The organism is Serratia surfactantfaciens (assembly GCF_001642805.2).
GTDB lineage: Bacteria > Pseudomonadota > Gammaproteobacteria > Enterobacterales > Enterobacteriaceae > Serratia > Serratia surfactantfaciens.
This window is the reverse complement of sequence record NZ_CP016948.1, coordinates 2974419-2994881: the sequence shown is the minus strand read 5'-3', so window position 1 is coordinate 2994881 and position 20463 is coordinate 2974419. Positions and strand designations below refer to the sequence as shown.

The 20463-nt window shown below is 62.4% G+C and carries 19 protein-coding genes; 14 read left to right on the top strand and 5 right to left on the bottom strand.

Going from position 1 to position 20463, the window contains the following annotated elements; all coding sequences use genetic code 11:
• The first annotated feature begins 21 nt into the window (after window positions 1-21).
• The 3 genes from fadI (at window position 22) to sixA (ending at window position 4369) form a co-directional block, all read left to right on the top strand.
• Entirely contained in the window at window positions 22-1332 is a 1311-nt protein-coding gene (gene fadI, locus ATE40_RS14055) for an acetyl-CoA C-acyltransferase FadI (protein ID WP_019453780.1), read from the top strand.
• Window positions 1332-3497, top strand: coding sequence for a fatty acid oxidation complex subunit alpha FadJ (gene fadJ / locus ATE40_RS14050; protein WP_019453779.1), 2166 nt, complete (start codon window positions 1332-1334; stop codon window positions 3495-3497). Before fadI ends, fadJ begins: the two co-directional genes overlap by 1 nt.
• Window positions 3498-3886: 389 nt before the next feature.
• Window positions 3887-4369 (top strand): phosphohistidine phosphatase SixA, encoded by a 483-nt coding sequence (gene sixA / locus ATE40_RS14045; protein WP_004936230.1) that lies wholly within the window; start codon window positions 3887-3889, stop codon window positions 4367-4369.
• Window positions 4370-4435: 66 nt separating this feature from the next.
• On the opposite strand, the gene smrB is transcribed toward sixA, so the two are convergent.
• On the bottom strand, window positions 4436-4966 hold the full coding sequence (gene smrB, locus ATE40_RS14040) for an endonuclease SmrB (RefSeq protein ID WP_019453777.1): 531 nt from the start codon (window positions 4964-4966) through the stop codon (window positions 4436-4438).
• A gap of 170 nt (window positions 4967-5136) precedes the next feature.
• Between smrB and prmB the strand changes: the two genes are divergently transcribed.
• The 6 genes from prmB (at window position 5137) to ATE40_RS14010 (ending at window position 9825) form a co-directional block, all read left to right on the top strand.
• On the top strand, window positions 5137-6069 hold the full coding sequence (gene prmB, locus ATE40_RS14035) for a 50S ribosomal protein L3 N(5)-glutamine methyltransferase (protein ID WP_025160157.1): 933 nt from the start codon (window positions 5137-5139) through the stop codon (window positions 6067-6069).
• Between the two features lie 64 nt (window positions 6070-6133).
• Complete coding sequence (aroC, locus tag ATE40_RS14030; RefSeq protein WP_019453775.1) at window positions 6134-7219, top strand: chorismate synthase; 1086 nt, start codon at window positions 6134-6136, stop codon at window positions 7217-7219.
• A 5-nt stretch (window positions 7220-7224) separates the two neighbouring features.
• Window positions 7225-8052, top strand: a complete 828-nt coding sequence (gene mepA / locus ATE40_RS14025) for a penicillin-insensitive murein endopeptidase (RefSeq protein WP_025160158.1) — start codon at window positions 7225-7227, stop codon at window positions 8050-8052.
• A gap of 3 nt (window positions 8053-8055) precedes the next feature.
• Entirely contained in the window at window positions 8056-8862 is an 807-nt protein-coding gene (locus tag ATE40_RS14020; RefSeq protein ID WP_019453773.1) for a sulfite exporter TauE/SafE family protein, read from the top strand.
• Between the two features lie 91 nt (window positions 8863-8953).
• Window positions 8954-9511 carry an elongation factor P hydroxylase gene (locus tag ATE40_RS14015; protein WP_063919797.1) on the top strand — a complete coding sequence of 186 codons (558 nt, stop codon included), beginning with the start codon at window positions 8954-8956 and terminating at the stop codon, window positions 9509-9511.
• A 32-nt stretch (window positions 9512-9543) separates the two neighbouring features.
• The gene (locus ATE40_RS14010) at window positions 9544-9825 is read left to right on the top strand and encodes a YfcL family protein (protein WP_016926855.1); all 282 of its coding nucleotides are present in this window, start codon (window positions 9544-9546) and stop codon (window positions 9823-9825) included.
• A 41-nt stretch (window positions 9826-9866) separates the two neighbouring features.
• On the opposite strand, the gene mnmC is transcribed toward ATE40_RS14010, so the two are convergent.
• Window positions 9867-11888, bottom strand: coding sequence for a bifunctional tRNA (5-methylaminomethyl-2-thiouridine)(34)-methyltransferase MnmC2/FAD-dependent 5-carboxymethylaminomethyl-2-thiouridine(34) oxidoreductase MnmC1 (mnmC, locus tag ATE40_RS14005; protein WP_063919970.1), 2022 nt, complete (start codon window positions 11886-11888; stop codon window positions 9867-9869).
• 170 nt (window positions 11889-12058) lie between these two features.
• Between mnmC and fabB the strand changes: the two genes are divergently transcribed.
• Window positions 12059-13279, top strand: coding sequence for a beta-ketoacyl-ACP synthase I (gene fabB / locus ATE40_RS14000; protein WP_016926857.1), 1221 nt, complete (start codon window positions 12059-12061; stop codon window positions 13277-13279).
• A 212-nt stretch (window positions 13280-13491) separates the two neighbouring features.
• Entirely contained in the window at window positions 13492-13713 is a 222-nt protein-coding gene (locus ATE40_RS13995) for a putative periplasmic lipoprotein (protein WP_004936201.1), read from the top strand.
• Window positions 13714-13775: 62 nt separating this feature from the next.
• On the opposite strand, the gene apbE is transcribed toward ATE40_RS13995, so the two are convergent.
• The gene (apbE, locus tag ATE40_RS13990) at window positions 13776-14807 is read right to left on the bottom strand and encodes an FAD:protein FMN transferase ApbE (protein WP_063919796.1); all 1032 of its coding nucleotides are present in this window, start codon (window positions 14805-14807) and stop codon (window positions 13776-13778) included.
• A gap of 154 nt (window positions 14808-14961) precedes the next feature.
• Here apbE and ATE40_RS13985 point away from each other — a divergent pair, with 154 nt between their 5' ends.
• A complete protein-coding gene (locus ATE40_RS13985; protein WP_063919795.1) occupies window positions 14962-16074 on the top strand; it encodes an SLC13 family permease in 1113 nt (370 codons plus the stop codon).
• Here ATE40_RS13985 and pepT read toward each other — a convergent pair.
• Window positions 16071-17318 carry a peptidase T gene (gene pepT, locus ATE40_RS13980; protein WP_063919794.1) on the bottom strand — a complete coding sequence of 416 codons (1248 nt, stop codon included), beginning with the start codon at window positions 17316-17318 and terminating at the stop codon, window positions 16071-16073. The two genes, ATE40_RS13985 and pepT, sit on opposite strands and share 4 nt — an antisense overlap.
• 217 nt (window positions 17319-17535) lie before the next feature.
• Between pepT and ATE40_RS13975 the strand changes: the two genes are divergently transcribed.
• A complete protein-coding gene (locus ATE40_RS13975; protein ID WP_063919793.1) occupies window positions 17536-18432 on the top strand; it encodes an endonuclease/exonuclease/phosphatase family protein in 897 nt (298 codons plus the stop codon).
• A 26-nt stretch (window positions 18433-18458) separates the two neighbouring features.
• Here the strand turns inward: ATE40_RS13975 and pdxR are convergent, their stop codons facing one another.
• Window positions 18459-19913, bottom strand: a complete 1455-nt coding sequence (gene pdxR / locus ATE40_RS13970) for a MocR-like pyridoxine biosynthesis transcription factor PdxR (RefSeq protein ID WP_177342842.1) — start codon at window positions 19911-19913, stop codon at window positions 18459-18461.
• A gap of 93 nt (window positions 19914-20006) precedes the next feature.
• Between pdxR and ATE40_RS13965 the strand changes: the two genes are divergently transcribed.
• Window positions 20007-20462, top strand: a complete 456-nt coding sequence (locus ATE40_RS13965; RefSeq protein WP_019453764.1) for a rhodanese-like domain-containing protein — start codon at window positions 20007-20009, stop codon at window positions 20460-20462.
• Window position 20463 lies beyond the last annotated feature (1 nt).

Here is a 20463-nt window from a genome sequence, read left to right as displayed (position 1 = left end):
TTATTTTCTTCAGGAGCATTTATGAGTAAGGCACTGCCGTTGGTGACCCGTCATGGTGACCGCATTGCGATTGTGAATGGACTGCGTACCCCTTTTGCCAAACAGGCGACCGCCTATCACGGCATTCCGGCGGTGGATTTAGGGAAAACGGCGGTGAGTGAGCTGTTGGCGCGCAGCGGTATCGATCCGCAGCTTATCGAGCAACTGGTGTTCGGCCAGGTGGTACAAATGCCCGAGGCGCCGAACATCGCGCGTGAAATCGTGCTCGGCACCGGCATGAGCGTCCACACCGACGCCTACAGCGTGTCGCGCGCCTGCGCCACCAGTTTCCAGGCGATCGCCAACGTGGCGGAGAGCATCATGGCCGGCAGCATCAGCGTCGGCATCGCCGGCGGGGCCGACTCTTCTTCCGTCTTGCCGATCGGCGTCAGCAAAGCGCTGGCGCGCACGTTGGTGGACGTCAACAAGGCGCGCACGCTGTCGCAGCGCCTCAAGCTGTTCAGCCGGCTTAAATTCCGCGATCTGATGCCGGTGCCGCCAGCGGTGGCGGAGTATTCCACCGGCCTGCGCATGGGCGATACCGCCGAACAGATGGCGAAAAGCCACGGCATCACCCGTGAAGCGCAGGATGCGCTGGCGCACCGTTCCCACGAGCTGGCGGCCAAGGCCTGGCGAGAGGGCTGGCTGCGCGACGAGGTGATGACCGCCTACGTGCCGCCTTACCGCGCGCAGCTTTCTGAAGACAACAACATCCGCAAAGACTCCAGCCTGGCTTCCTACGCCAAGCTGAAGCCGGCGTTCGATCGCAAGCATGGCAGCGTCACCGCGGCCAACAGTACGCCGCTGACCGACGGCGCGGCGGCGGTATTGATGATGAGCGAATCGCGCGCCAAAGAGCTGGGGCTGCAGCCGCTGGGCTATTTGCGCAGCTTCGCCTTCGCCGCCATCGACGTGTGGGAAGACATGCTGCTGGGGCCCTCCTACGCCACGCCGCTGGCGCTGGATCGCGCCGGCATCGGTCTGGCGGATCTGACGCTCATCGACATGCATGAAGCCTTCGCCGCGCAAACGCTGGCTAACCTGAAGATGTTCGCCAGCGAAGCGTTCGCTCGCGAGAAGCTTGGCCGCAGCCAGGCGATCGGTGAGGTGGATATGGACAAATTCAACGTGTTGGGCGGTTCTATCGCCTATGGCCACCCGTTCGCCGCCACCGGCGCGCGGATGATCACCCAGACGCTGCATGAGCTGAAACGTCGCGGCGGCGGGCTGGGCCTGACCACCGCCTGCGCCGCCGGCGGGTTAGGGGCCGCGATGATCGTGGAGGTGGAATAATGAGCTTCGAGAACGCATTGCACGAACAGCGCGCCACGCCGTCGGCTTTTCAGCTGACGATTCGCCCCGACAACATCGGCGTGATCACCATCGACGTGCCGGGTGACAAGGTCAATACGCTCAAGGCCGAGTTCGTCGAACAGGTCAACGACGTGCTGATCCGGGCGCAGCAGCATACCGCGCTGGAAGGGCTGGTGATCGTTTCCGGCAAGCCGGACTCGTTTATCGCCGGCGCCGACATCACCATGATCGCCGCCTGCGCCAGCGCCAAAGAGGCGGAGACGCTGGCCAAAAAAGGGCAGAGCACGCTGGCGCAGATCGCCGCTTTTCCAGTGCCGGTGGTGGCGGCCATTCACGGCGCCTGCCTGGGCGGCGGCCTGGAGCTGGCGCTGGCCTGCCACGGCCGCGTCTGTTCGCTGGATGACAAAACCGCGCTCGGTCTGCCGGAAGTGCAGCTGGGTCTGCTGCCGGGCTCCGGCGGCACTCAACGTCTGCCGCGTCTGATCGGCGCCGCCAAGGCGCTGGATATGATCCTGACCGGCAAGCACATTCGCGCCCGCCAGGCGCTGCGCATGGGGCTGGTGGACGACGCCGTGCCGCCGTCGATTTTGTTGCAGACCGCTATCGAGCGGGTGAAGCAGGGCTGGAAGCATCAGCGCGAGCTGCCGTGGCAGGATCGCCTGCTCAACGGCCCGCTGGGCAGAAACCTGCTGTTCAGCATAGTGCGCAAGAAAACGTTGGCGAAAACGCATGGCAACTACCCGGCGGCGGAGCGCATCATTCAGGTGGTGCGCACCGGGCTGGATCACGGCAGCGCCAGCGGCTATGAGGCCGAAGCGCGCGCCTTCGGCGAATTGGCGATGACGCCGCAGTCGGCGGCGCTGCGCAGCCTGTTCTTCGCTTCCACCGCGCTGAAAAAAGAACGGGGCGGCAATGCCAGGCCGCACACCCTGCATCGCGTCGGCATTCTCGGCGGCGGCCTGATGGGTGGCGGCATCGCCTGCGTTACCGCCACGCGCGGCGGGTTGCCGGTGCGCATCAAAGACATCAATGAAACCGGCATCAATCACGCGCTGAAATACAGCTGGGATGTGCTCGGCAAGCGGGTGCGCAGCAAGCGCATGCGTCCGGCGGAGCGGCAAAAGCAGATGATGCTGATCTCCGGCTCTACCGATTACACCGGCTTTGAGCAGGCGGATATCGTGGTCGAGGCGGTGTTTGAGGATCTGGCGCTGAAGCAGCAGATGGTGGCCGAAGTCGAAGCGCACTGTGCGCCGCATACCGTATTCGCCTCCAATACCTCCTCGCTGCCTATCGGCCTCATCGCCGAGAAAGCCCAGCGGCCGCAGCAGGTGATCGGTCTGCACTACTTCAGCCCGGTGGACAAAATGCCGCTGGTGGAAGTGATCCCGCATGCAGGTACCAGTGAAGAGACCATCGCCACCACCGTGGCGTTGGCGCACAAGCAGGGCAAGACCGCCATCGTGGTGGGCGACAGCGCCGGTTTTTATGTCAACCGCATCCTGGCGCCGTACATCAACGAAGCGGCGCGCTGCCTGCTGGAAGGCGAGCCGATGGAATCGCTGGACAAGGCACTGGTGGATTTCGGTTTCCCGGTCGGCCCGATCACGTTGTTGGACGAAGTGGGCATCGACGTCGGCACCAAAATCATTCCGGTACTGGTCGAGGCGCTGGGACCGCGTTTCGCGGCACCGGCCGCGTTCGATGCGGTGCTGAAAGACGGGCGTAAAGGGCGTAAGAACGGCCGCGGCTTCTATCTCTACCCGAGCGAGGGGCAGCAGCGGCAGCGGCGTAAACGTGCGGATACCTCTTTGTATTCGCTGCTCGGCGTCACGCCGAAGGCGCATATGCTGCCGGCGACCATCGCCCAGCGCTGCGTGATGATGATGCTGAATGAAGCGGCGCGCTGCCTGGAGGAAGGCGTGATCCGCAGCGCGCGCGATGGCGACATCGGTGCGGTGTTCGGCATCGGCTTCCCGCCGTTCCTCGGCGGCCCGTTCCGCTATATGGACGAGCTCGGCGCCGAGAAGGTGGTGAAGACGCTGGAATACCTGCGCCAGCAGCACGGCGAGCACTTTACTCCGTGTGAACGCCTGCAGCGCATGGCGCAACAGGGCGAGCGTTTTTACCCGTTGGGGAGCTGAACGCAGGGCGGCCCGATTTGCACTATAGTTGCAACAGGGCCGCGTTGTGATCGCCATCACTCCTTGCAACAGCGTCAGCCGGTGAGGCTGTACAGCATGGCTGCGGCAGCGGTAAGTTAGCTTGACCGCCATCAATAAATTTCATGGCGGCGAGGTTAAAATTTAACCTGTTGAATTGATTGTTCTGTGAGCAATCAGGGTTTGCCAGGGGAGGGTTGCTGTAAAAAACAGCATTTTCTTTAGGCAAACTTTCAGGCAAAATGCCCGGCCGCCATAAAGAGACGGCGCGTTATCGTTTTAAAGCTTTGGCTTTGGGGTTGTAAAACTCGGCGGTACAGCACGCACGGCGTTTCTGTATAGCGTTACTTTGTCAACAACAGCGGTGCAATATGCAAGTTTTGATTATGCGTCACGGAGAGGCGGCGCTCGAGGCAGCCAGCGATGCGGTAAGGCCCCTTACCCTGTGCGGCCGCGACGAGTCCCGTCAGATGGCGGCCTGGTTGAACACCAAGTCTGTGGATATTGAACGCGTGCTGGTCAGCCCTTATCTGCGGGCCGAACAGACGCTGGCGACGGTGCGTGAAGCCTTGACGCTGCCGGAGGGCGAAGAAGTGCTGCCCGAGCTGACCCCGGGCGGCAACGCCGAACAGGTCGGCAGCTATCTGCAGGCGCTGGCGATGCAAGGGGTGAGCTCGGTGCTGATCGTGTCGCACCTGCCGCTGGTGGGGTATCTGGTCGCCGAACTGTGCCCGGGCGAGTGCCCGCCGATGTTCGCGACCTCGGCGATCGCCAACGTCGATCTGCCGGCGGACGGCAGCTACGGCAAGTTTGAATGGCAAGTCAGCCCATCGCAGGTAATGGCCAAGGTCTGAGCCGCGCGGTGCGAAAATAAACTCAGGGCGATGTCTGACATCGCCCTGAGTCGTTTCTGCGCAGCGCTATTCCGCCAGCTCCACCAGCAGCAGGATGGCGGCATTGCCGCCCCATTCCTTCGGTGCCTGATGGAACGCCAGCACGTCGGGGTGCTGCGCCAGCCACAGCGGCGTTTGCTGTTTGAGGATGTGTTTGCCGTGCCCGTGCATCACACAGGCGCAGTGCACGTGCTCGCGCTTGCAGGCGGCGATCAGCGCCCCCAGTTCCTGCTTGGCCTGCAGTTGGGTCAGGCCGTGCAAATCCAGAAACAGCTCCGGCGAATAATCGCCGCGTCGCAGCTTCTTCAGCTCATACGGGCTGCTGCCGGGGCGCACGTAGCGCGTCGGGCCTTCCTCTTCCAGCTGCGGCTGGTATTCATCTGAAAAATAATAGCTGGCATCGACCTGCTCCTGCAGCAGCCGCTGCGGCGCAATTTGTTTGATCTTGGGCTTCGGCGGGCGGTGGACGATGGTGTCCTGGCGCAGTTTTTTTGCGCCCGCCACCGACTCTCTGAAGAGCTGTTGTTCGTCTTTGCTCAGAGGGGGCTTGTTCTTCATGCTTCATTCACCGGAAATCGTTTATTTCGCTAGTTTACCTTGTGAATGAGCGCTGTCGACGCAAAACTCGGGCCAGAGTGAAAAGCGCGAGGGGCGAGCGTGATTTGTCGCGGGCTTCATGGCAAACTATGCGGCTAAATCATGAAACACAGCGCCTGCCGGAGGGCAAATTGGACAAAATTTTCGTCGACGAAGCAGTGAACGAACTGCACACCATTCAAGATATGCTGCGCTGGACGGTAAGCCGCTTCAACGCCGCCAATATCTATTATGGTCACGGAACCGACAATCCGTGGGACGAAGCGGTGCAATTGGTGCTGCCAAGCCTGTTCCTGCCGTTGGACATTCCGGAGGACATGCACACCGCCCGTCTGACCTCCAGCGAGCGCCATCGCATCGTTGAGCGCGTGATCCGCCGCGTCAACGAGCGCATTCCGGTCGCCTATCTGACCAACAAGGCCTGGTTCTGCGGCATGGAATTTTACGTCGACGAGCGCGTGCTGGTGCCGCGTTCGCCGATCGGTGAGTTGATCAACGATCGTTTCAGCGCGCTGATCCCGCATCCGCCGCGCCATATTCTCGACATGTGCACCGGCAGCGGCTGCATCGCCATCGCCTGCGGCTACGCCTTCCCGGAAGCGGAAGTGGACGCGGTGGACATCTCCAGCGAGGTGCTGGCGGTGACCGAGCGCAATATTCAGGCGCACGGCGTCGAACACCAGGTGATCCCGATCCGTTCCGATCTGTTCCGCGACGTTCCCGCGATCCAGTACGATCTGATCGTCACCAACCCGCCGTACGTCGATGCGGAAGACATGTCCGATCTGCCGCAGGAGTTCCGCTTCGAACCGGAACTGGGCCTGGCTGCAGGCAGCGACGGCCTGAAGCTGGTGCGCCGCATTCTGGCCTGCGCGCCGGACTACCTGACCGACGACGGCGTGCTGATTTGTGAAGTGGGCAACAGCATGGTACATCTGATGGAACAATATCCGGACATTCCGTTCACCTGGCTGGAGTTCGAAAACGGCGGCGACGGCGTGTTCATGCTGACCAAACAGCAGCTGGTGGATTGCAAGGATCACTTCAGCCTCTATCGCAGCTAAGCCGCATTTCCAGGCCCGCACGGCGGGCCTCATAACGATAAAAGACTAACGGTAAGGAGCCGTGATGGCAGGAAACAGTATTGGGCAGATTTTCCGCGTCACCACCTTCGGTGAATCTCACGGGGTGGCGCTGGGTTGTATCGTCGATGGCGTGCCGCCCGGCATTCCGCTCACCGAAGCCGATTTGCAACACGATCTGGACCGCCGTCGTCCGGGCACCTCGCGTTACACCACCCAGCGCCGCGAACCGGATCAGGTGCGCATTCTCTCCGGCGTATTCGAAGGCGTGACCACCGGTACCAGCATCGGTCTGATCATTGAGAACACCGATCAGCGCTCGCAAGACTACAGCGCCATCAAAGACGTGTTCCGTCCAGGGCATGCCGACTACACCTACGAACAGAAATACGGTCTGCGCGACTATCGCGGCGGCGGCCGTTCTTCGGCGCGTGAAACCGCCATGCGCGTCGCGGCGGGCGCTATCGCCAAGAAATACCTGCAGCAGAAATTCGGCGTGCAGGTGCGCGGCTATCTGGCGCAGATCGGCGACGTGACCTGCGAGCTGAAAGATTGGGAGCAGGTCGAACAGAACCCGTTCTTCTGCCCGGATCCGGACAAGCTGGAAGCGCTGGATGAACTGATGCGCGCGCTGAAAAAAGAGGGTGACTCCATCGGTGCCAAGGTCAGCGTGATTGCCGAAAATGTGCCGGTTGGCCTGGGCGAGCCGGTGTTTGACCGCCTCGACGCCGATCTGGCGCACGCGCTGATGAGCATCAACGCGGTGAAAGGCGTGGAGATCGGCGACGGGTTCGCCGTGGTGACCAAGCGCGGCAGCGAAAACCGCGACGAAATCACCCCGGAAGGCTTCCAGAGCAACCACGCCGGCGGCATTCTCGGCGGTATCAGCAGCGGCCAACCGGTGATCGCGCATCTGGCGCTGAAGCCGACCTCCAGCATCATGGTGCCGGGTCGCACTATCAATCGCCAGGGCGAAGCGGTGGAAATGGTCACCCGTGGCCGCCACGATCCGTGCGTGGGCATCCGCGCCGTGCCGATCGCCGAAGCGATGATGGCGATCGTATTGATGGATCACCTGCTGCGCCAGCGCGCGCAAAACGGTGATGTGGTTTCCGACGTGCCTCGCTGGTAATCGCCATGAAAAACTGGATGTTGGGTCTGCTGGCCCTGACGGCCTCCGCTTCCGCCATGGCGCTGACGCCGTGGCAGAAAATCGACCATCCGGTGGCCGGCGCGCCGCAGGCGGTGGGCGGTTTCGCCAACGGCTGCATCATCGGCGCGCAGCCTCTGCCGCTGAATTCACCGAACTACCAGGTGATGCGCACCGACCAACGCCGTTATTTCGGTCACCCGGATCTGCTGGCGTTCATTCAGCGCCTCAGCAGCCAGGCGAACCAGAAAGCGCTGGGTACAGTGCTGATCGGCGATATGGCGATGCCGGCCGGCGGGCGCTTCAGCAGCGGCCATGCCAGCCATCAGTCGGGGCTCGACGTCGACATTTGGCTGCAGCTGCCGCGCCAACGCTGGAGCGCGCAGCAATTGCTGAAACCGCAGCCGATCGACCTGGTGTCAGGCGATGGCAAGCAGGTGGTGGCGAGCCAATGGCAGCCGCAGATTGAGTCGTTGATCAAGCTGGCGGCGCAGGATGCGGAGGTGACGCGCATCTTCGTCAACCCGGCGATCAAGCAGCGTCTGTGCCTGGATGCCGGTGCCGATCGCGCCTGGCTGCACAAGGTGCGGCCGTGGTTCGGCCATCGCGCGCACATGCATGTGCGCCTGCGTTGTCCGGCCGGCAGCCTGGAGTGCCAGGAGCAGGATACGCCGCCACCGGGCGACGGCTGCGGTGCTGAACTGGCGAGCTGGTTCGTGCCGCATCAGCCGAACGCGAAGCCGGGCAAATCCGTGCCGCCGCCGTTACCGCCGACCTGTCAGGCATTGCTGGATCACCATTTCTCAGCGGAATAACACATGGACTGGTTCGTCATCGGCCCCGAGATGCTCGGGGTGTTGTTTGCGGTAGCGCTGCTGGCGGGGTTTATCGACTCCATCGCCGGCGGCGGCGGGTTGCTGACGGTGCCGGCCTTGCTGGCGGTGGGGGTTCCTCCGGCGCAGGCGCTGGCGACCAATAAACTGCAGTCGGTCGGCGGTTCTTTCTCCGCCAGCCTGTACTTTATTCGCCGGCGTGCGGTGAACCTCAATGACCAGAAGCTGACGATATTTCTGACGCTGATCGGTTCGATCGTCGGCGCCATTCTGGTGCAGCATATGCGCGCCGATCTGCTGCGGCAGATGCTGCCGCTGCTGGTGATCGGCATCGGTCTCTATTTCCTGTTGATGCCACGATTGGGTGAGGAAGATCGTCAACGCCGCCTCGGCGCCTTGCCGTTCGGGCTGGTGGCCGGCGGTTGCGTCGGATTCTACGATGGCTTTTTCGGCCCCGGCGCCGGATCGTTCTACGCGCTGGCCTATGTGACGCTGTGCGGCTTTAACCTCGCCAAGTCTACGGCGCACGCCAAGGTGTTGAACTTCACCTCCAACGTCGGCGGGCTGACGCTGTTCATCATCGGCGGTAAGGTGGTGTGGAGCATCGGTTTGGTGATGCTGGTGGGGCAGGTGCTGGGGGCGCGTTTGGGCGCGCACATGGTGCTGACCCGCGGGCAGAAACTGATTCGGCCGATGATCGTGATCGTCTCGCTGGTGATGAGCCTCAAGCTGCTGTACGACAACCACGGCGCGGAGATTCAGCAGTGGTTGACTGCCTTCACGCACGGTTGACGATGAAAATGGGCGTCTTTTATGCGCCCATATCCCCCCGCCGGTTATCGGGTATAATGGCCTCTTTATTTTTGTGGTTATAGAGTTTTTTATGTCAGACACGCAGACCCGTCATCACTATGAACAGCTGATCGAGATCTTCAATCGGTGTTTCAGCGATGATTACAACACTCGCCTGGTGAAGGGCGACGACGAGCCTATCTACCTGCCGGCCGACGACGAACTGCCGTATCACCGCATCGTTTTCGCCCACGGCTTTTACGCCAGCGGCCTGCACGAAATCTCGCACTGGTGCATCGCCGGCGAAGCGCGCCGCCAATTGGTGGACTTCGGTTACTGGTATTGCCCGGACGGGCGCGACGCGCAAACCCAGAGTGAATTCGAAGCGGTGGAGATCAAACCGCAGGCGTTGGAATGGATGTTCTGCATGGCGGCCGGTTTCCCGTTCAACGTCAGTTGCGACAACCTGAACGGCGACTGCGAGCCGGACCGCATCGCGTTCCAGCGCAAGGTGCGCGCCCGGGTATTGACGCTGCTGGAGCAGGGAATACCCACACGGCCTGCGCGCTTTATTCAGGCGTTGCAATCGTTCTACAATACGCCACCGTTGGCGGCCGAGCATTTTCCGTATCCGGAAGATCTCAACTGACGCCACAGCCCGTTATTTAATGAGGAAATTTGATGATCGCAGAATTTGAAGCGCGCATTTTGGCGCTGATTGATGACATGGTAGAGCACGCCAGCGATGATGAACTGTTTGCCGGTGGCTACCTGCGCGGTCATCTGACGCTGGCGGTGGCCGAAGCGGAAGAGCAGGGCGAGCACACCGCCGAAGCGTTGAAAGCGCGGGTGGAAGAGAGCCTGCACAAGGCGATTGCCGCCGGGGAGCTCTCGCCGCCGGATCAGATCCTGGTGCGCGGCATGTGGGAAAACCTCTATCAGGCGGCAACGCCCGCCGCTTGACCGTTATGCCGGGGCGCGATTGCCGCGCCCCTTAGGGTTGATTAAACCACACGTCCTTTCAGCAGTTTCCGCACCCACATCCGATTCGGATTCAACGCCGCCAGCAACTGCGCATCGCCCGGCAACGGCTCGCCGAACAGCTGCGCCGCCAGAATTTCCGCCGCCAGCGGCGCCGAGCACAAGCCGCGCGAGCCTAATCCGCCGATAGCGAACAGGCCGGGATAAACCGGCGCATCGGCGACGGTTTCACCGCGCTGGTTCTGCCGCTGCAAATCCTGATACTGCATTAGCGTAGTCTGATAGTCCGGCAGTGCGCCGACCATCGGCAGATGATCGCGAGTGGCGCTGCGCACGCCGCAACGTGCCTGATGCGCGCTGACGTCAACCTGCTGCGGCCAGGCCTGTTCCGGCAGGCAGCGCAGCAGGCGTTCGCGGTTATCCTGCTGCTCCTGCTCGCGGTAGTCGGTGGCGGTGTCGCCGCGTTGGTAGCTGGCGCCGATGCAGTGCTGGCCGTTGTTGACGTTGACCGGCGTCAGATAGCCGTCATAGCACAATACCTGTTTCAGTTGGCCGAGCGCCTGTGAGGTCGGGATATGCGACACCTGCCCGCGCACTGAGTACAGCGGCAGAGCCTCTGTCGGCGCCAGCTCGGCTAACCGGTGCCCGTTGGCCAGGATCACCGTGGCATGACGATGGCTGTCACCGTTGGTGAAGTTGATACGCCAGCCGTTTTCTTCACGCGTCAGCGCCTGTGCATCGTGCCGGTAGCGGCAGATCAGGCCCTGACGCTGCGCCAGCGCGATAGCGCCGCGCGTCAGCTCGGCCGGGCAGAGCCAGCCGCCTTGCGGGTAGGTGATGCCGCCAAAGCCGGTATCGACGCCGCACAGTTCGCTGAGCGTCTCGCGGTCGGCCGCCATCGCCAGCGACGGCGGCCAGTCGGTTTTCAGCATATTGGCGATCTTGGCGCCGCTCTTTTCGTCATAGGCCAACTGGCTGACGCCGCACCATTGGTGATCAAAGGCGACGCCTTGTTGCAGCAGGGCGTCGTATTGGCGGCGTGCGAAGGGAAACGCGGCGCTGAAGAAGTTCTCCAGCGCGTCGCCGCTGCCGTTCAGCAGGGGATAAATCGCCCCCTGGCGGTTGCCGGATGCACCCTCGGCCGCCTGCTCGTCGGCGCAGTACAGCGTGACGCTGGCGCCGCGCCGCAGCAGGGCCAGCGCGGTGAGCGCGCTGGCGACGCCGCCGCCGATCAGGGCGATATCGGTGGTGTTGTCCGCCGCCGGCCGCCGATACCAGGGGGCCGGGTGGGGAGCGGGCTGCGCATCGGCGGGCAGGCAACCGGCGAGCATCTCACGCTTTTGGCCGAAGCCTTTGCAGCGGTTGACCTGAAAACCGGCCTGTTGCAACCCGCGGCGCACAAAGCCGGCGGCGGTAAAGGTGGCAAAGCTGCCTTCCGGCCGAGCGAAGCGCGCCATGGCGGCGAACAGTTGCTCGGTCCACATGTCGGGATTTTTTGCCGGCGCGAAGCCGTCGAGGAACCAGGCATCGACCTGGTTATTCATGCTGGCGTCGAACTGCGGCAACAGTTCGTTGACGTCGCCGAACCACAGATCGAGCGTAATGCGGCCTTCGGCCAACAGCAGGCGATGGCAACCCGGCAGCGGCAGCGGCCATTGGGCGCGCAGTTCATCGGCATAAGGCGCCAGCTCCGGCCAGCGCGCATGCGCTGCCGCCAGGTCAGCCTGCTGCAGGGGGAATTTTTCGAAGCTGATAAAGTGCAGGCGCTGCAGCGCGGCGTGCGGCTCGGCCTGACGGAAGCCGGCGAAGGCCTGCCACAGCGTGAGGAAATTCAGCCCGGTGCCGAACCCGGTTTCCGCCACCACCAACAGCGAACGCGGGTGGGTGGCGAAACGTTGCGGCAGCCGGTTGCCGTGCAGGAAGACGTAGCGGGTTTCTTCCAGCCCATCCTGATTGGAAAAATAGACGTCATCAAACTGTTTCGAAACAGGTGTACCCTGTTCGTTCCAGGTTAGCGTTGCGGTTTGGATGGGGGCGTGGTTCACGGTCAATGGCTCGAAATTCAAGGGATGCCGCGAATTCTAACGGCGCTGGCGCCCCGGCGCAAACTGGACAACAATAAAGCTGAAAAACGCTGATCGGACTTGTTCGGCTTACATCTGTACGCTAAAGTGCGATGCAAAATCCCGTAGGTAAATAGTGGAAGAGGTATTGAATGAAACGTGCAGTGATTACTGGCCTGGGAGTTGTCTCCAGCATTGGTAATAACCAGCAGGAGGTCCTGGCAAGCCTGCAGGAAGGACGTTCTGGGATCACTTTCTCCCAGGAGCTGAAAGATTCCGGCATGCGTAGTCACGTATGGGGGCAAGTTAAGCTCGACACGACCGGCCTGATCGACCGCAAGGCGGTGCGTTTCATGAGCGACGCTTCCATCTATGCCTTCCTGGCGATGCAAGAAGCGATCGCTTCTTCCGGTCTGAAGGAAGAAGAGTATCAAAACAACCCGCGCGTGGGCCTGATCGCCGGTTCCGGCGGCGGTTCTCCGCGCTTCCAGGTGTTCGGCGCCGATGCGATGCGCAGCCCGCGCGGCCTGAAAGCGGTCGGCCCTTACGTGGTGACCAAAGCCATGGCTTCCGGCGTTTCCGCCTGCCTGGCGACACCGTTCAAAATCCACGGCGTGAACTATTCCATCAGCTCCGCTTGTGCGACCTCCGCACACTGCATCGGCAACGCGGTTGAGCAAATTCAGCTGGGCAAACAGGACATCGTGTTTGCCGGCGGCGGCGAAGAGCTGTGCTGGGAAATGGCCTGCGAGTTCGACGCGATGGGCGCGCTGTCCACCAAGTACAACGATACGCCGGAAAAAGCCTCCCGTACTTACGACGCCGATCGTGACGGTTTCGTCATCGCCGGCGGCGGCGGCATGGTGGTGGTTGAAGAACTGGAGCACGCGCTGGCGCGCGGCGCGCACATCTACGCAGAAATCGTTGGCTACGGCGCAACGTCTGACGGCGCCGACATGGTTGCGCCATCGGGCGAAGGCGCGGTGCGCTGCATGAAGATGGCGATGCAGGATCTGGATGCGCCGATCGACTACATCAACGTGCACGGCACTTCCACACCGGTAGGCGACGTGAAAGAGCTGGGCGCGATTCGCGAAGTGTTCGGCGACAATACCCCGGCTATCTCCTCCACCAAGGCGATGACCGGTCACTCGCTGGGCGCCGCAGGCGTGCAGGAAGCGATCTACAGCCTGCTGATGCTGGAGCACGGCTTTATCGCACCGAGCATCAACATCGAAACTCTGGATGAGCAGGCGGCCGGCATGAACATCGTGACTCAGCCGACCCAGCGCGAGCTGACCACCGTGATGTCCAACAGCTTCGGCTTCGGCGGCACCAACGCCACCCTGGTGATGCGCAAACTGGCGAAATAATCCCGCCTAAGCGCCATCTCGCCATCAAGCCCGCGTTTTCGCGGGCTTTTTACTGCCCGAAGCCCGCCCGCCGGGCGCTCGGAGTTTTCCCAAATCACATCCCCTGACACATCATTACCTCGCCATTACATGCGTTGGGCATACAATAGCCGGGTAGCGTGATAATCGCTCGGTGTGGCTTTTTAAAGTGATCGAACATTGAGGCAAGAAGTATGAAAAAGTTAATTGCGGTTGGGTTACTGTCGGCCGTGTTGGCCGGATGCGCCACCGATTCTCCCTGCGTTCCGGTCTACGATGACCAGGGGCGTCTGGTGCACACCAACACCTGTATGAAAGGCACCACTCAGGATAACTGGGAAACCGCAGGCGCGATCGCCGGCGGTGCGGCGGCGGTTGCCGGTCTGACCCTCGGCATCATCGCGCTGACCAAGTAATCGGCGCGGCGCCTGCGAGCGCATGCAACAAGCCCGGCCATTGCGCGCCGGGCTTTTTTATCTTACTGCACCAAAAACGCCTTGAATTGCGGCGTCATCACGGCGCTGAAACCGTCGTCGGTTTTACTGATCAGGTAGACCGCCAGCCCTTTCTCCTCTGCGAGCTTTAACGCTTTTTCCGTACCCAGCACCATCAGGCCGGTATCCCAGCCGTCGGCCTCGAGCGCGGTCGGCGCTATGACCGTGGCGGAAACCAGTCGATGGTTGATCGGCCTGCCGGTGCTCGGATCGATGACATGGGAGTAGCGCTGGCCGTTTTGTTCGAAGTAGTTGCGGTAGCTGCCGGCGGTGCTGATGCCGTAACCGTGCAGATCCACCAGCGCCTGCACCGCATTTTCACGGTCGGTCGGCTTCTGGATCGCCACCCGCCAGGGCTTTCCCTGGCCGTTGACGCCGCGTGAAGAGACCGCGCCGCCGACCGATACCAGATAGTTGGTAATGCCGTTACGGTTCATCAGGCGCACCAGTTCATCGGCGCCATAGCCTTCGCCCAGGGTCGAAAGATCGACATACATGTCCGGCAGATCTTTCTGCAGCCACTCTCCACGATTGTCGCTTATCAGCTTCAGGTGCTGCAGGCCGATGCGCTGCTTCGCCGCGTCGATTTGCGCCTGTTCCGGTACCTTGACCGGATGTTTGTCGGGGCCGAATCCCCACAGATTCACCAAAGGGCCGACGGTGATGTCCATGGCGCCGCCGGTATCGCGGCCGATGCGCTGGGCCATCAACACGATGTCCGCCATGCCGCGCGGGATCGGCTGCGGCTCGAGGCTGGCGCTGTGGTTAAACCGCGACAGCACCGAGTCGGCGCGGTAGGTGGAGATATCGTCGTTGGCCTGCTCGAGCACTTTGTCTATCTGCCGTTGCAGTTCTTGCTTGCCGATCGCGACGTCACCGCTGACTTTTACGCTGTAGAAGGTGCCCATGGTCTTGCCGTCGATATCGATTTGCGGGCGGGTGGAGGCATCGTCGCAGGCGGCGAGCAGGGCGCATAAGGCGCTCAGCAGCGCCCCTTTGGCGAACAGGGAAGCCATAACATGTCCTTTGAAAACGGGAAAGCCGCTACAAATAAAGTAAAGCGCGGCAAATGGAAAGCGGATAAAGGTAAAATAGCATTTTACTGGCGCTGAGGCCGCGCCTGAGCTAACGTCTTGCCCATGCTTTTCGCTGAGGTTTCAAGCTGCCGCCATGAGTTCAACCACCATTTCCCGGCTTATCCATCCCTTTGTCAAAGACCGTTTCCTGCATGCGTTGCTGCTGGCTGGCGCAGCGATGTTCGCCTTTCATCCGCAGCCGCTGTCGGCGCTGAGCGATTTTATCGACGGCCGCACTATCATCACCCTGTTGGGGCTGATGTTGCTGACCAAGGGCGTTGAGGTCAGCGGCTATTTCGACTTCGTCGGCCGCAAGATCATCAACCGCTTGCACAGCGAACGGCGGCTGGCGCTGTTCCTGGTGTTTTCCGCCGCGCTGCTGTCGTCATTTCTAACCAACGATGTGGCGCTGTTTATCGTCATTCCGCTCACCATCACGCTGAAGAAGCTGTCGGCGCTGCCGATTGGGCGTTTGATCATCTTCCAGGCGCTGGCGGTGAACGCCGGCTCGTTGCTGACGCCGATCGGCAACCCGCAAAATATCCTGCTGTGGAGCCGCTCCGGCCTCTCTTTCCTCGGCTTCATCGGCCAGATGGCGCCGTTTGGCGCCGCGATGATGCTGAGCCTGCTGGCGCTGACCTGGTTCAACTTCCCGGCGCGCGAGATCGTGAAAACGCCGAATACCGAGGGTTATCCCTATCAACGGCCGCTGTTGCTGAGTTGCGTGGCGTTGTATGCGATCTTTCTGCTGTGCCTCGATATCGGTCTGCCGCTGTATGGGCTGCTGGCGGTATTCGCCGGCTTTTTGCTGCTGGCGCGCCGGGTGCTGTTGCAGATCGACTGGAGCCTGATTTTCGTGTTCGCTGCCATGTTCATCGATGTCGGCCTGTTCACCCGCTTGCCGCCGCTTCAACCGGCGTTCGCCGCCATCGCCGGGCTGAACGACGGCGGGGTATATGCGCTGGGCGTCGGGCTGTCGCAGATCGTCAGCAACGTGCCGGCTACAATCTTGCTGCTCAACTACGTGCCTTCCAGCGCGCAGTTGGCCTATGCGGTCAACGCCGGCGGTTTCGGGTTGGCGATTGGATCGCTCGCCAACCTGATTGCGCTGCGAATGGCGGGGGAGCGCAAGATTTGGCTGCGTTTCCACTACTACTCGCTGCCGCTGCTGGCGTGGGCCGCCCTGATCGGTTGGCTGTTAAGCTAACCCTGATTGCCGCTCTGCCGCGCGGCCAGCAGGCAAATGCTGCGGGTCACCTGATAGGATTTCACGAAGGCGCTGACGGGTAAAAACTCGAAGCGCGAATGGAAGTTGTGCGCGCCGGTGAAATAATTGGGCGTCAGGATGCCGCGGCTCGAGAGCGCCGCACCGTCGGTGCCGCCGCGCATCGGGATCACCTTCGGCGGGATGCCGTGGGCGGCGAGGGCGCCGAAGATCAGATCGATCGCGCGCCGGTCTTCGCCGATGGCGTTGCTGATGTTGCTGTAGATGTCGCTGACGCGGCAGCTGACATTGGCGCGCGGATAGTTGGCCGCCACCTGACGCACCGTTTCCTCAAGGCGGGCTTTACGCGCCTCGAACGCCGCCCGATCGAAGTCGCGAATCGACACCTTCAGCGTCGCCTGATTGGCGTTGGCGGCCAGATCCGTGAACCAGAAATAACCCTCGCGCCCTTCGGTGTGTTCCGGGGTGTCGTGCACGTCAAATCGGTTGATGATGTCGTTGGCGATGCGTATCGGGTTGATCAATACGTTTTTCGCCGACATCGGGTGCGCGGTTACCCCCTCGATGCGGATCTCCGCCGCCGCCGCGTTGAAGTTTTCGTACACCACTTCACCCAGTTCGCAGCAGTCGATGGTATAGGCGAAATCGACGGCGAAACGCTGCAGATCCAGCGCCTTGGCGCCGCGCAGGCCGATCTCTTCGTCCGGCACGAACGCCACCACGATGTCGCCGTGGCGATCGGCGGCGGTCAGGTTGGCCAGCAGCGTCATCACCACGGTGACCGCCGCCTTATTGTCGGCGCCCAGCACGCTGGTGCCGTCGCTGAACAGGATCTCTTCGTTCCGGTAGGGCAGGATCTCCGGATGCTCGGCGGTGCGCAGCCAGATGTCTTGCTCGGCGTTCAGGCATAAATCTTCGCCGGTGAAGCGCAGGCGCTGCGGGCGAATCTCCGGTGACAGGCCGACGTCTACGGTGTCGATATGGGTGATGAAGCCGATGCGCGGCGCGCCGGGTTGGGTGCCGGGCTTGCGGGCGGTCACGGTGGCGTGCTCGTCGATCTGCACGTCGGCCAGGCCGAGCCGACGCAGCTCGTCCGCCAGCAGTTGCGCCATCTCATGCTGCCCCAGCGTGCTGGGCAGGGCGGTTGCGGCGGCGTCGCTTTGGCTGGTCACCGCCAGGTAGCGGAAGAAACGTTCGGTGAGCTGTTCGGCAATCGGGCTGGTCATCGGGACTCCTCGCGGTTGGCAATCTACCGGTTTTAAAACGAAATCAGCCGTTTGTCCAACGGTGCAATGCGTAAACCGCCAGAATGCGAAGCATCGCGCAGAAACGAAAAATAGCGGCGCAACTAGGAAATAGTCGCAGGTTTCTGCGGCAAAATCGGTGTTAGCTGTGGGCCGGGAAGCGCCCGCATAACACTTATCTGTCCCTCAAGGAGAATTCATGCACACCGGTCACGCTTTGCTCATCACCTTACTGTCCCTGGGCATCTCTCACAGCGCCTGGTCGTCCGCCGATACCGGGCACGCCAACAGCAACGCCAACAGCCGCGAAGTGGCCAGCGCGTTGGGCGGCCTGAAAAATAAAACTTACGAACTGGAGCAGGCGCCGAAGATCCGCGTCGCCAGCTTCAACATCGCCGCCGGCAAGGTCAGCGACATGACCGCCATCGCCAAGGCGATTCGCGCGATGAACGTCGACGTGGTGGCGCTGCAAGAGGTGGATAAACTCACCGCCCGCAGCGGCCGTGTCGATCAGGCGGCGGAATTGGCGAAGCTGACCGGCATGCAGGCGGTGTTCGGCCGGGCGATCGATTTCGACGGCGGTGAATATGGCCTGGCGTTTCTGTCGAAGTATCCGCTGCACGACGCCGTGATCTATCCGTTGCCGTCCGGCCAGCGCGAACAGCGCATCGCCTTCAGCGCCAAGGTCGACGTGCCGGAGTTCCCGGCGCCGATCACCCTGTTCAACACCCACCTCGATACCAAGGAAGATCCGACGATGCGCCTGGATCAGGTGCGGGAGCTGAACGATCGCACCATCGAAGTGCGCGGCATCAAGCTGCTGTTCGGCGACATGAACGACGTGCCGGGCAGCGTGACCTGGCTGGAGCTGAGCCGCTATTGGAACGACATCATGCCTAACGGGCAGGATGGCCGCAGTTGGCCGGCGGAAAACGCCGAAATCAAGGTGGATTACATCTTTAGCGGCAATGCGCAGCGCTGGCATCTGGACAGCCTGACGGTGCCGAACGCCAGCGGCGATTGGAACGGCATTCATTGGCCGGCGGTGAGCGACCACCTGCCGTTGGTGGCGGAGATGCGCCTGACCGAGCAATAAGCCGGCCGGCATCCCGTCGGGCCTGGCTAAACCACGGCGATCCGCGCCAGCCGCTCGACGGCACTGCGGATCTCGCCCGGCGTGAGAGCCGAAAAGCCCAGCAGCCACCCGTCGCGCTGCGCCTGCGTCGTTTGGTACTGCGCCGAAAGCCCGGGCGTGAGAATGCCGAGCCGTCGCGCCTGCCGGCTGAGTGCCGCCTCCTGGCCGGGTGGCAGCCAAACGCTGAGCTGCAGGCCGCCGGCGGCGGGAATGGGCGTGGCGAAGTGGCTCAGTTTTTCGCGCATTTCCGCCAGCAACACATCGCGCCGGCTGCGGTAGAGCTGGCGCATGTAGCGGATATGCGCGGCGAAGTGCCCCTGGCGGATGAACTCGGCGGTAACCGCCTGCATCAGCTGCGCGCTGTGGCCGTCATAGACCGTGCGCGCGGTGACGAAGGGGGAGACCAGCGCAGGCGGGACGATCAGATACGCCAGCCGCAGGGAAGGGAACAGCGACTTGGAGAAGGTGCCGAGATACAGCACCCGGCCGCAGCGATCCAGGCCCTGCATCGCCGGTATCGGCAGGCCGTCATAGTGAAACTCGCTGTCGTAATCGTCCTCGATGATCCAGGCCTGTTGCCGTTCGGCCAGCGCCAGCAACGCCAACCGACGCGCCAGGCTGAGCGCCGCGCCGGTCGGGTATTGGTGCGAGGGCGTCAGGTAAATCAAACGCGGATCGGGCAAGGGCGGCTCAGCCCGCAGACCGTCGCTGTCCACCGCGACCGGCGTCAGGGCCGCGCCGGCGCTGATAAAGGCGTTTCTTGCTCCGGCGTAGCCCGGCTCTTCCATCCAGACGCTGTCGCCGCCGTCCAGCAACAACGTAGCGATCAGCTGCAGCGCCTGCTGTGAACTGGTCAGCACGATAACCTGCCGTGCATCGCAGACTACGCCGCGCGTTTGGTTAACGTGGGCGGCGATCGCTTCGCGCAGCGGCAAATAGCCCTGCGGATCGCCGTAGCGCAGCAGGCTTTCTCCCTGAAGACGCAGGCGCTGAGCAGTCAGTTGCTTCCACAAGGCGAGCGGAAACGCACGCAGGTCCGGCGAGCCGGCAGCGAAGGCCTGGGGATGTTGCGGATCGCGGCAACCGCCGGTTTGCACGATCTGTTGGCCGCGCCGCGAAAGGCGCGGCATGCCGGTGCCGGTGCCGGTGCCGGTGCCGCGCGCCGTCGTCGTCGGCGATTTGGCGATGCGGATCGCCACGAACGTTCCCTGGCCGACGCGGCGCTGCAAGTATCCCTCAGCCTCCAGCTGGCCGTAGGCGGCTTCGACGGTCACCCTTGAGAGGTTCAGATCGCCCGCCAGCACCCGGCTGGAAGGCAGCCGTTGCCCAACGCCCAATGCGCCGTGATGGATGGCCTGCCGCAATGCGCCGCACAGGCGATCGCGCAGCGTGCCGGCAGCGTGGGGCGATTGCTGAAACAGCGTGATCAGCGTGTGCCGCATAATGGGTCTTGTCATGGGTGAGAAATGGGTATCAATCATAAGACCAAAATGGGGCACTATTGTCATCTGTCTTGATGCGTGGGAGTGAGCGGAATGTCGAAAGAATCATTGGTACTGGCTTTTCCGCCGGCGGAGCCGGAAGAGAGCCTGGCTTACCTGGCGGCCAAATTGAGCCGCTATGCGGATGCCTGGGACGTGGCGGAAGATCTGCGCAATGGCGAGGATGGGATAGTGGTGATCGACACCCGCGCGGAGGCGCTGTACGCCGCCGGGCATATCCCCGGCGCGTTCAGTTTGCCGCATCGCCTGATGGACCAAGCCGGCACGGCGCACCTGGATCGCCAAAAGGTGTATGTGACCTACTGTGACGGCATCGGCTGCAACGGCTCAACCAAAGGCGCTTACAAGCTGGCGAAGCTGGGGTTCAGGGTCAAGGAGCTGATCGGCGGGTTGGATTTCTGGCTGCGCGACGGCCATCCGTTGGCCATCGGCGAGCAGCCGGGATCGCTGCGTGATAGGGCGGCCGCCGTGGATTGCGGCTGCGCCTGAG

Coding starts and splice junctions, on each gene's coding strand:
- fadI (WP_019453780.1), top strand. CDS start 22: ATGAGTAAGGCACTGCCGTTGGTGACCCGTCATGGTGACCGCATTGCG.
- ATE40_RS13965 (WP_019453764.1), top strand. CDS start 20,007: ATGTCGAAAGAATCATTGGTACTGGCTTTTCCGCCGGCGGAGCCGGAA.
- pepT (WP_063919794.1), bottom strand. CDS start 17,318: ATGACCAGCCCGATTGCCGAACAGCTCACCGAACGTTTCTTCCGCTAC.
- ATE40_RS13995 (WP_004936201.1), top strand. CDS start 13,492: ATGAAAAAGTTAATTGCGGTTGGGTTACTGTCGGCCGTGTTGGCCGGA.
- ATE40_RS13985 (WP_063919795.1), top strand. CDS start 14,962: ATGAGTTCAACCACCATTTCCCGGCTTATCCATCCCTTTGTCAAAGAC.
- sixA (WP_004936230.1), top strand. CDS start 3,887: ATGCAAGTTTTGATTATGCGTCACGGAGAGGCGGCGCTCGAGGCAGCC.
- pdxR (WP_177342842.1), bottom strand. CDS start 19,913: ATGCGGCACACGCTGATCACGCTGTTTCAGCAATCGCCCCACGCTGCC.
- aroC (WP_019453775.1), top strand. CDS start 6,134: ATGGCAGGAAACAGTATTGGGCAGATTTTCCGCGTCACCACCTTCGGT.
- ATE40_RS14015 (WP_063919797.1), top strand. CDS start 8,954: ATGTCAGACACGCAGACCCGTCATCACTATGAACAGCTGATCGAGATC.
- ATE40_RS14010 (WP_016926855.1), top strand. CDS start 9,544: ATGATCGCAGAATTTGAAGCGCGCATTTTGGCGCTGATTGATGACATG.
- apbE (WP_063919796.1), bottom strand. CDS start 14,807: ATGGCTTCCCTGTTCGCCAAAGGGGCGCTGCTGAGCGCCTTATGCGCC.
- fadJ (WP_019453779.1), top strand. CDS start 1,332: ATGAGCTTCGAGAACGCATTGCACGAACAGCGCGCCACGCCGTCGGCT.
- ATE40_RS14020 (WP_019453773.1), top strand. CDS start 8,056: ATGGACTGGTTCGTCATCGGCCCCGAGATGCTCGGGGTGTTGTTTGCG.
- ATE40_RS13975 (WP_063919793.1), top strand. CDS start 17,536: ATGCACACCGGTCACGCTTTGCTCATCACCTTACTGTCCCTGGGCATC.
- mepA (WP_025160158.1), top strand. CDS start 7,225: ATGAAAAACTGGATGTTGGGTCTGCTGGCCCTGACGGCCTCCGCTTCC.
- smrB (WP_019453777.1), bottom strand. CDS start 4,966: ATGAAGAACAAGCCCCCTCTGAGCAAAGACGAACAACAGCTCTTCAGA.
- fabB (WP_016926857.1), top strand. CDS start 12,059: ATGAAACGTGCAGTGATTACTGGCCTGGGAGTTGTCTCCAGCATTGGT.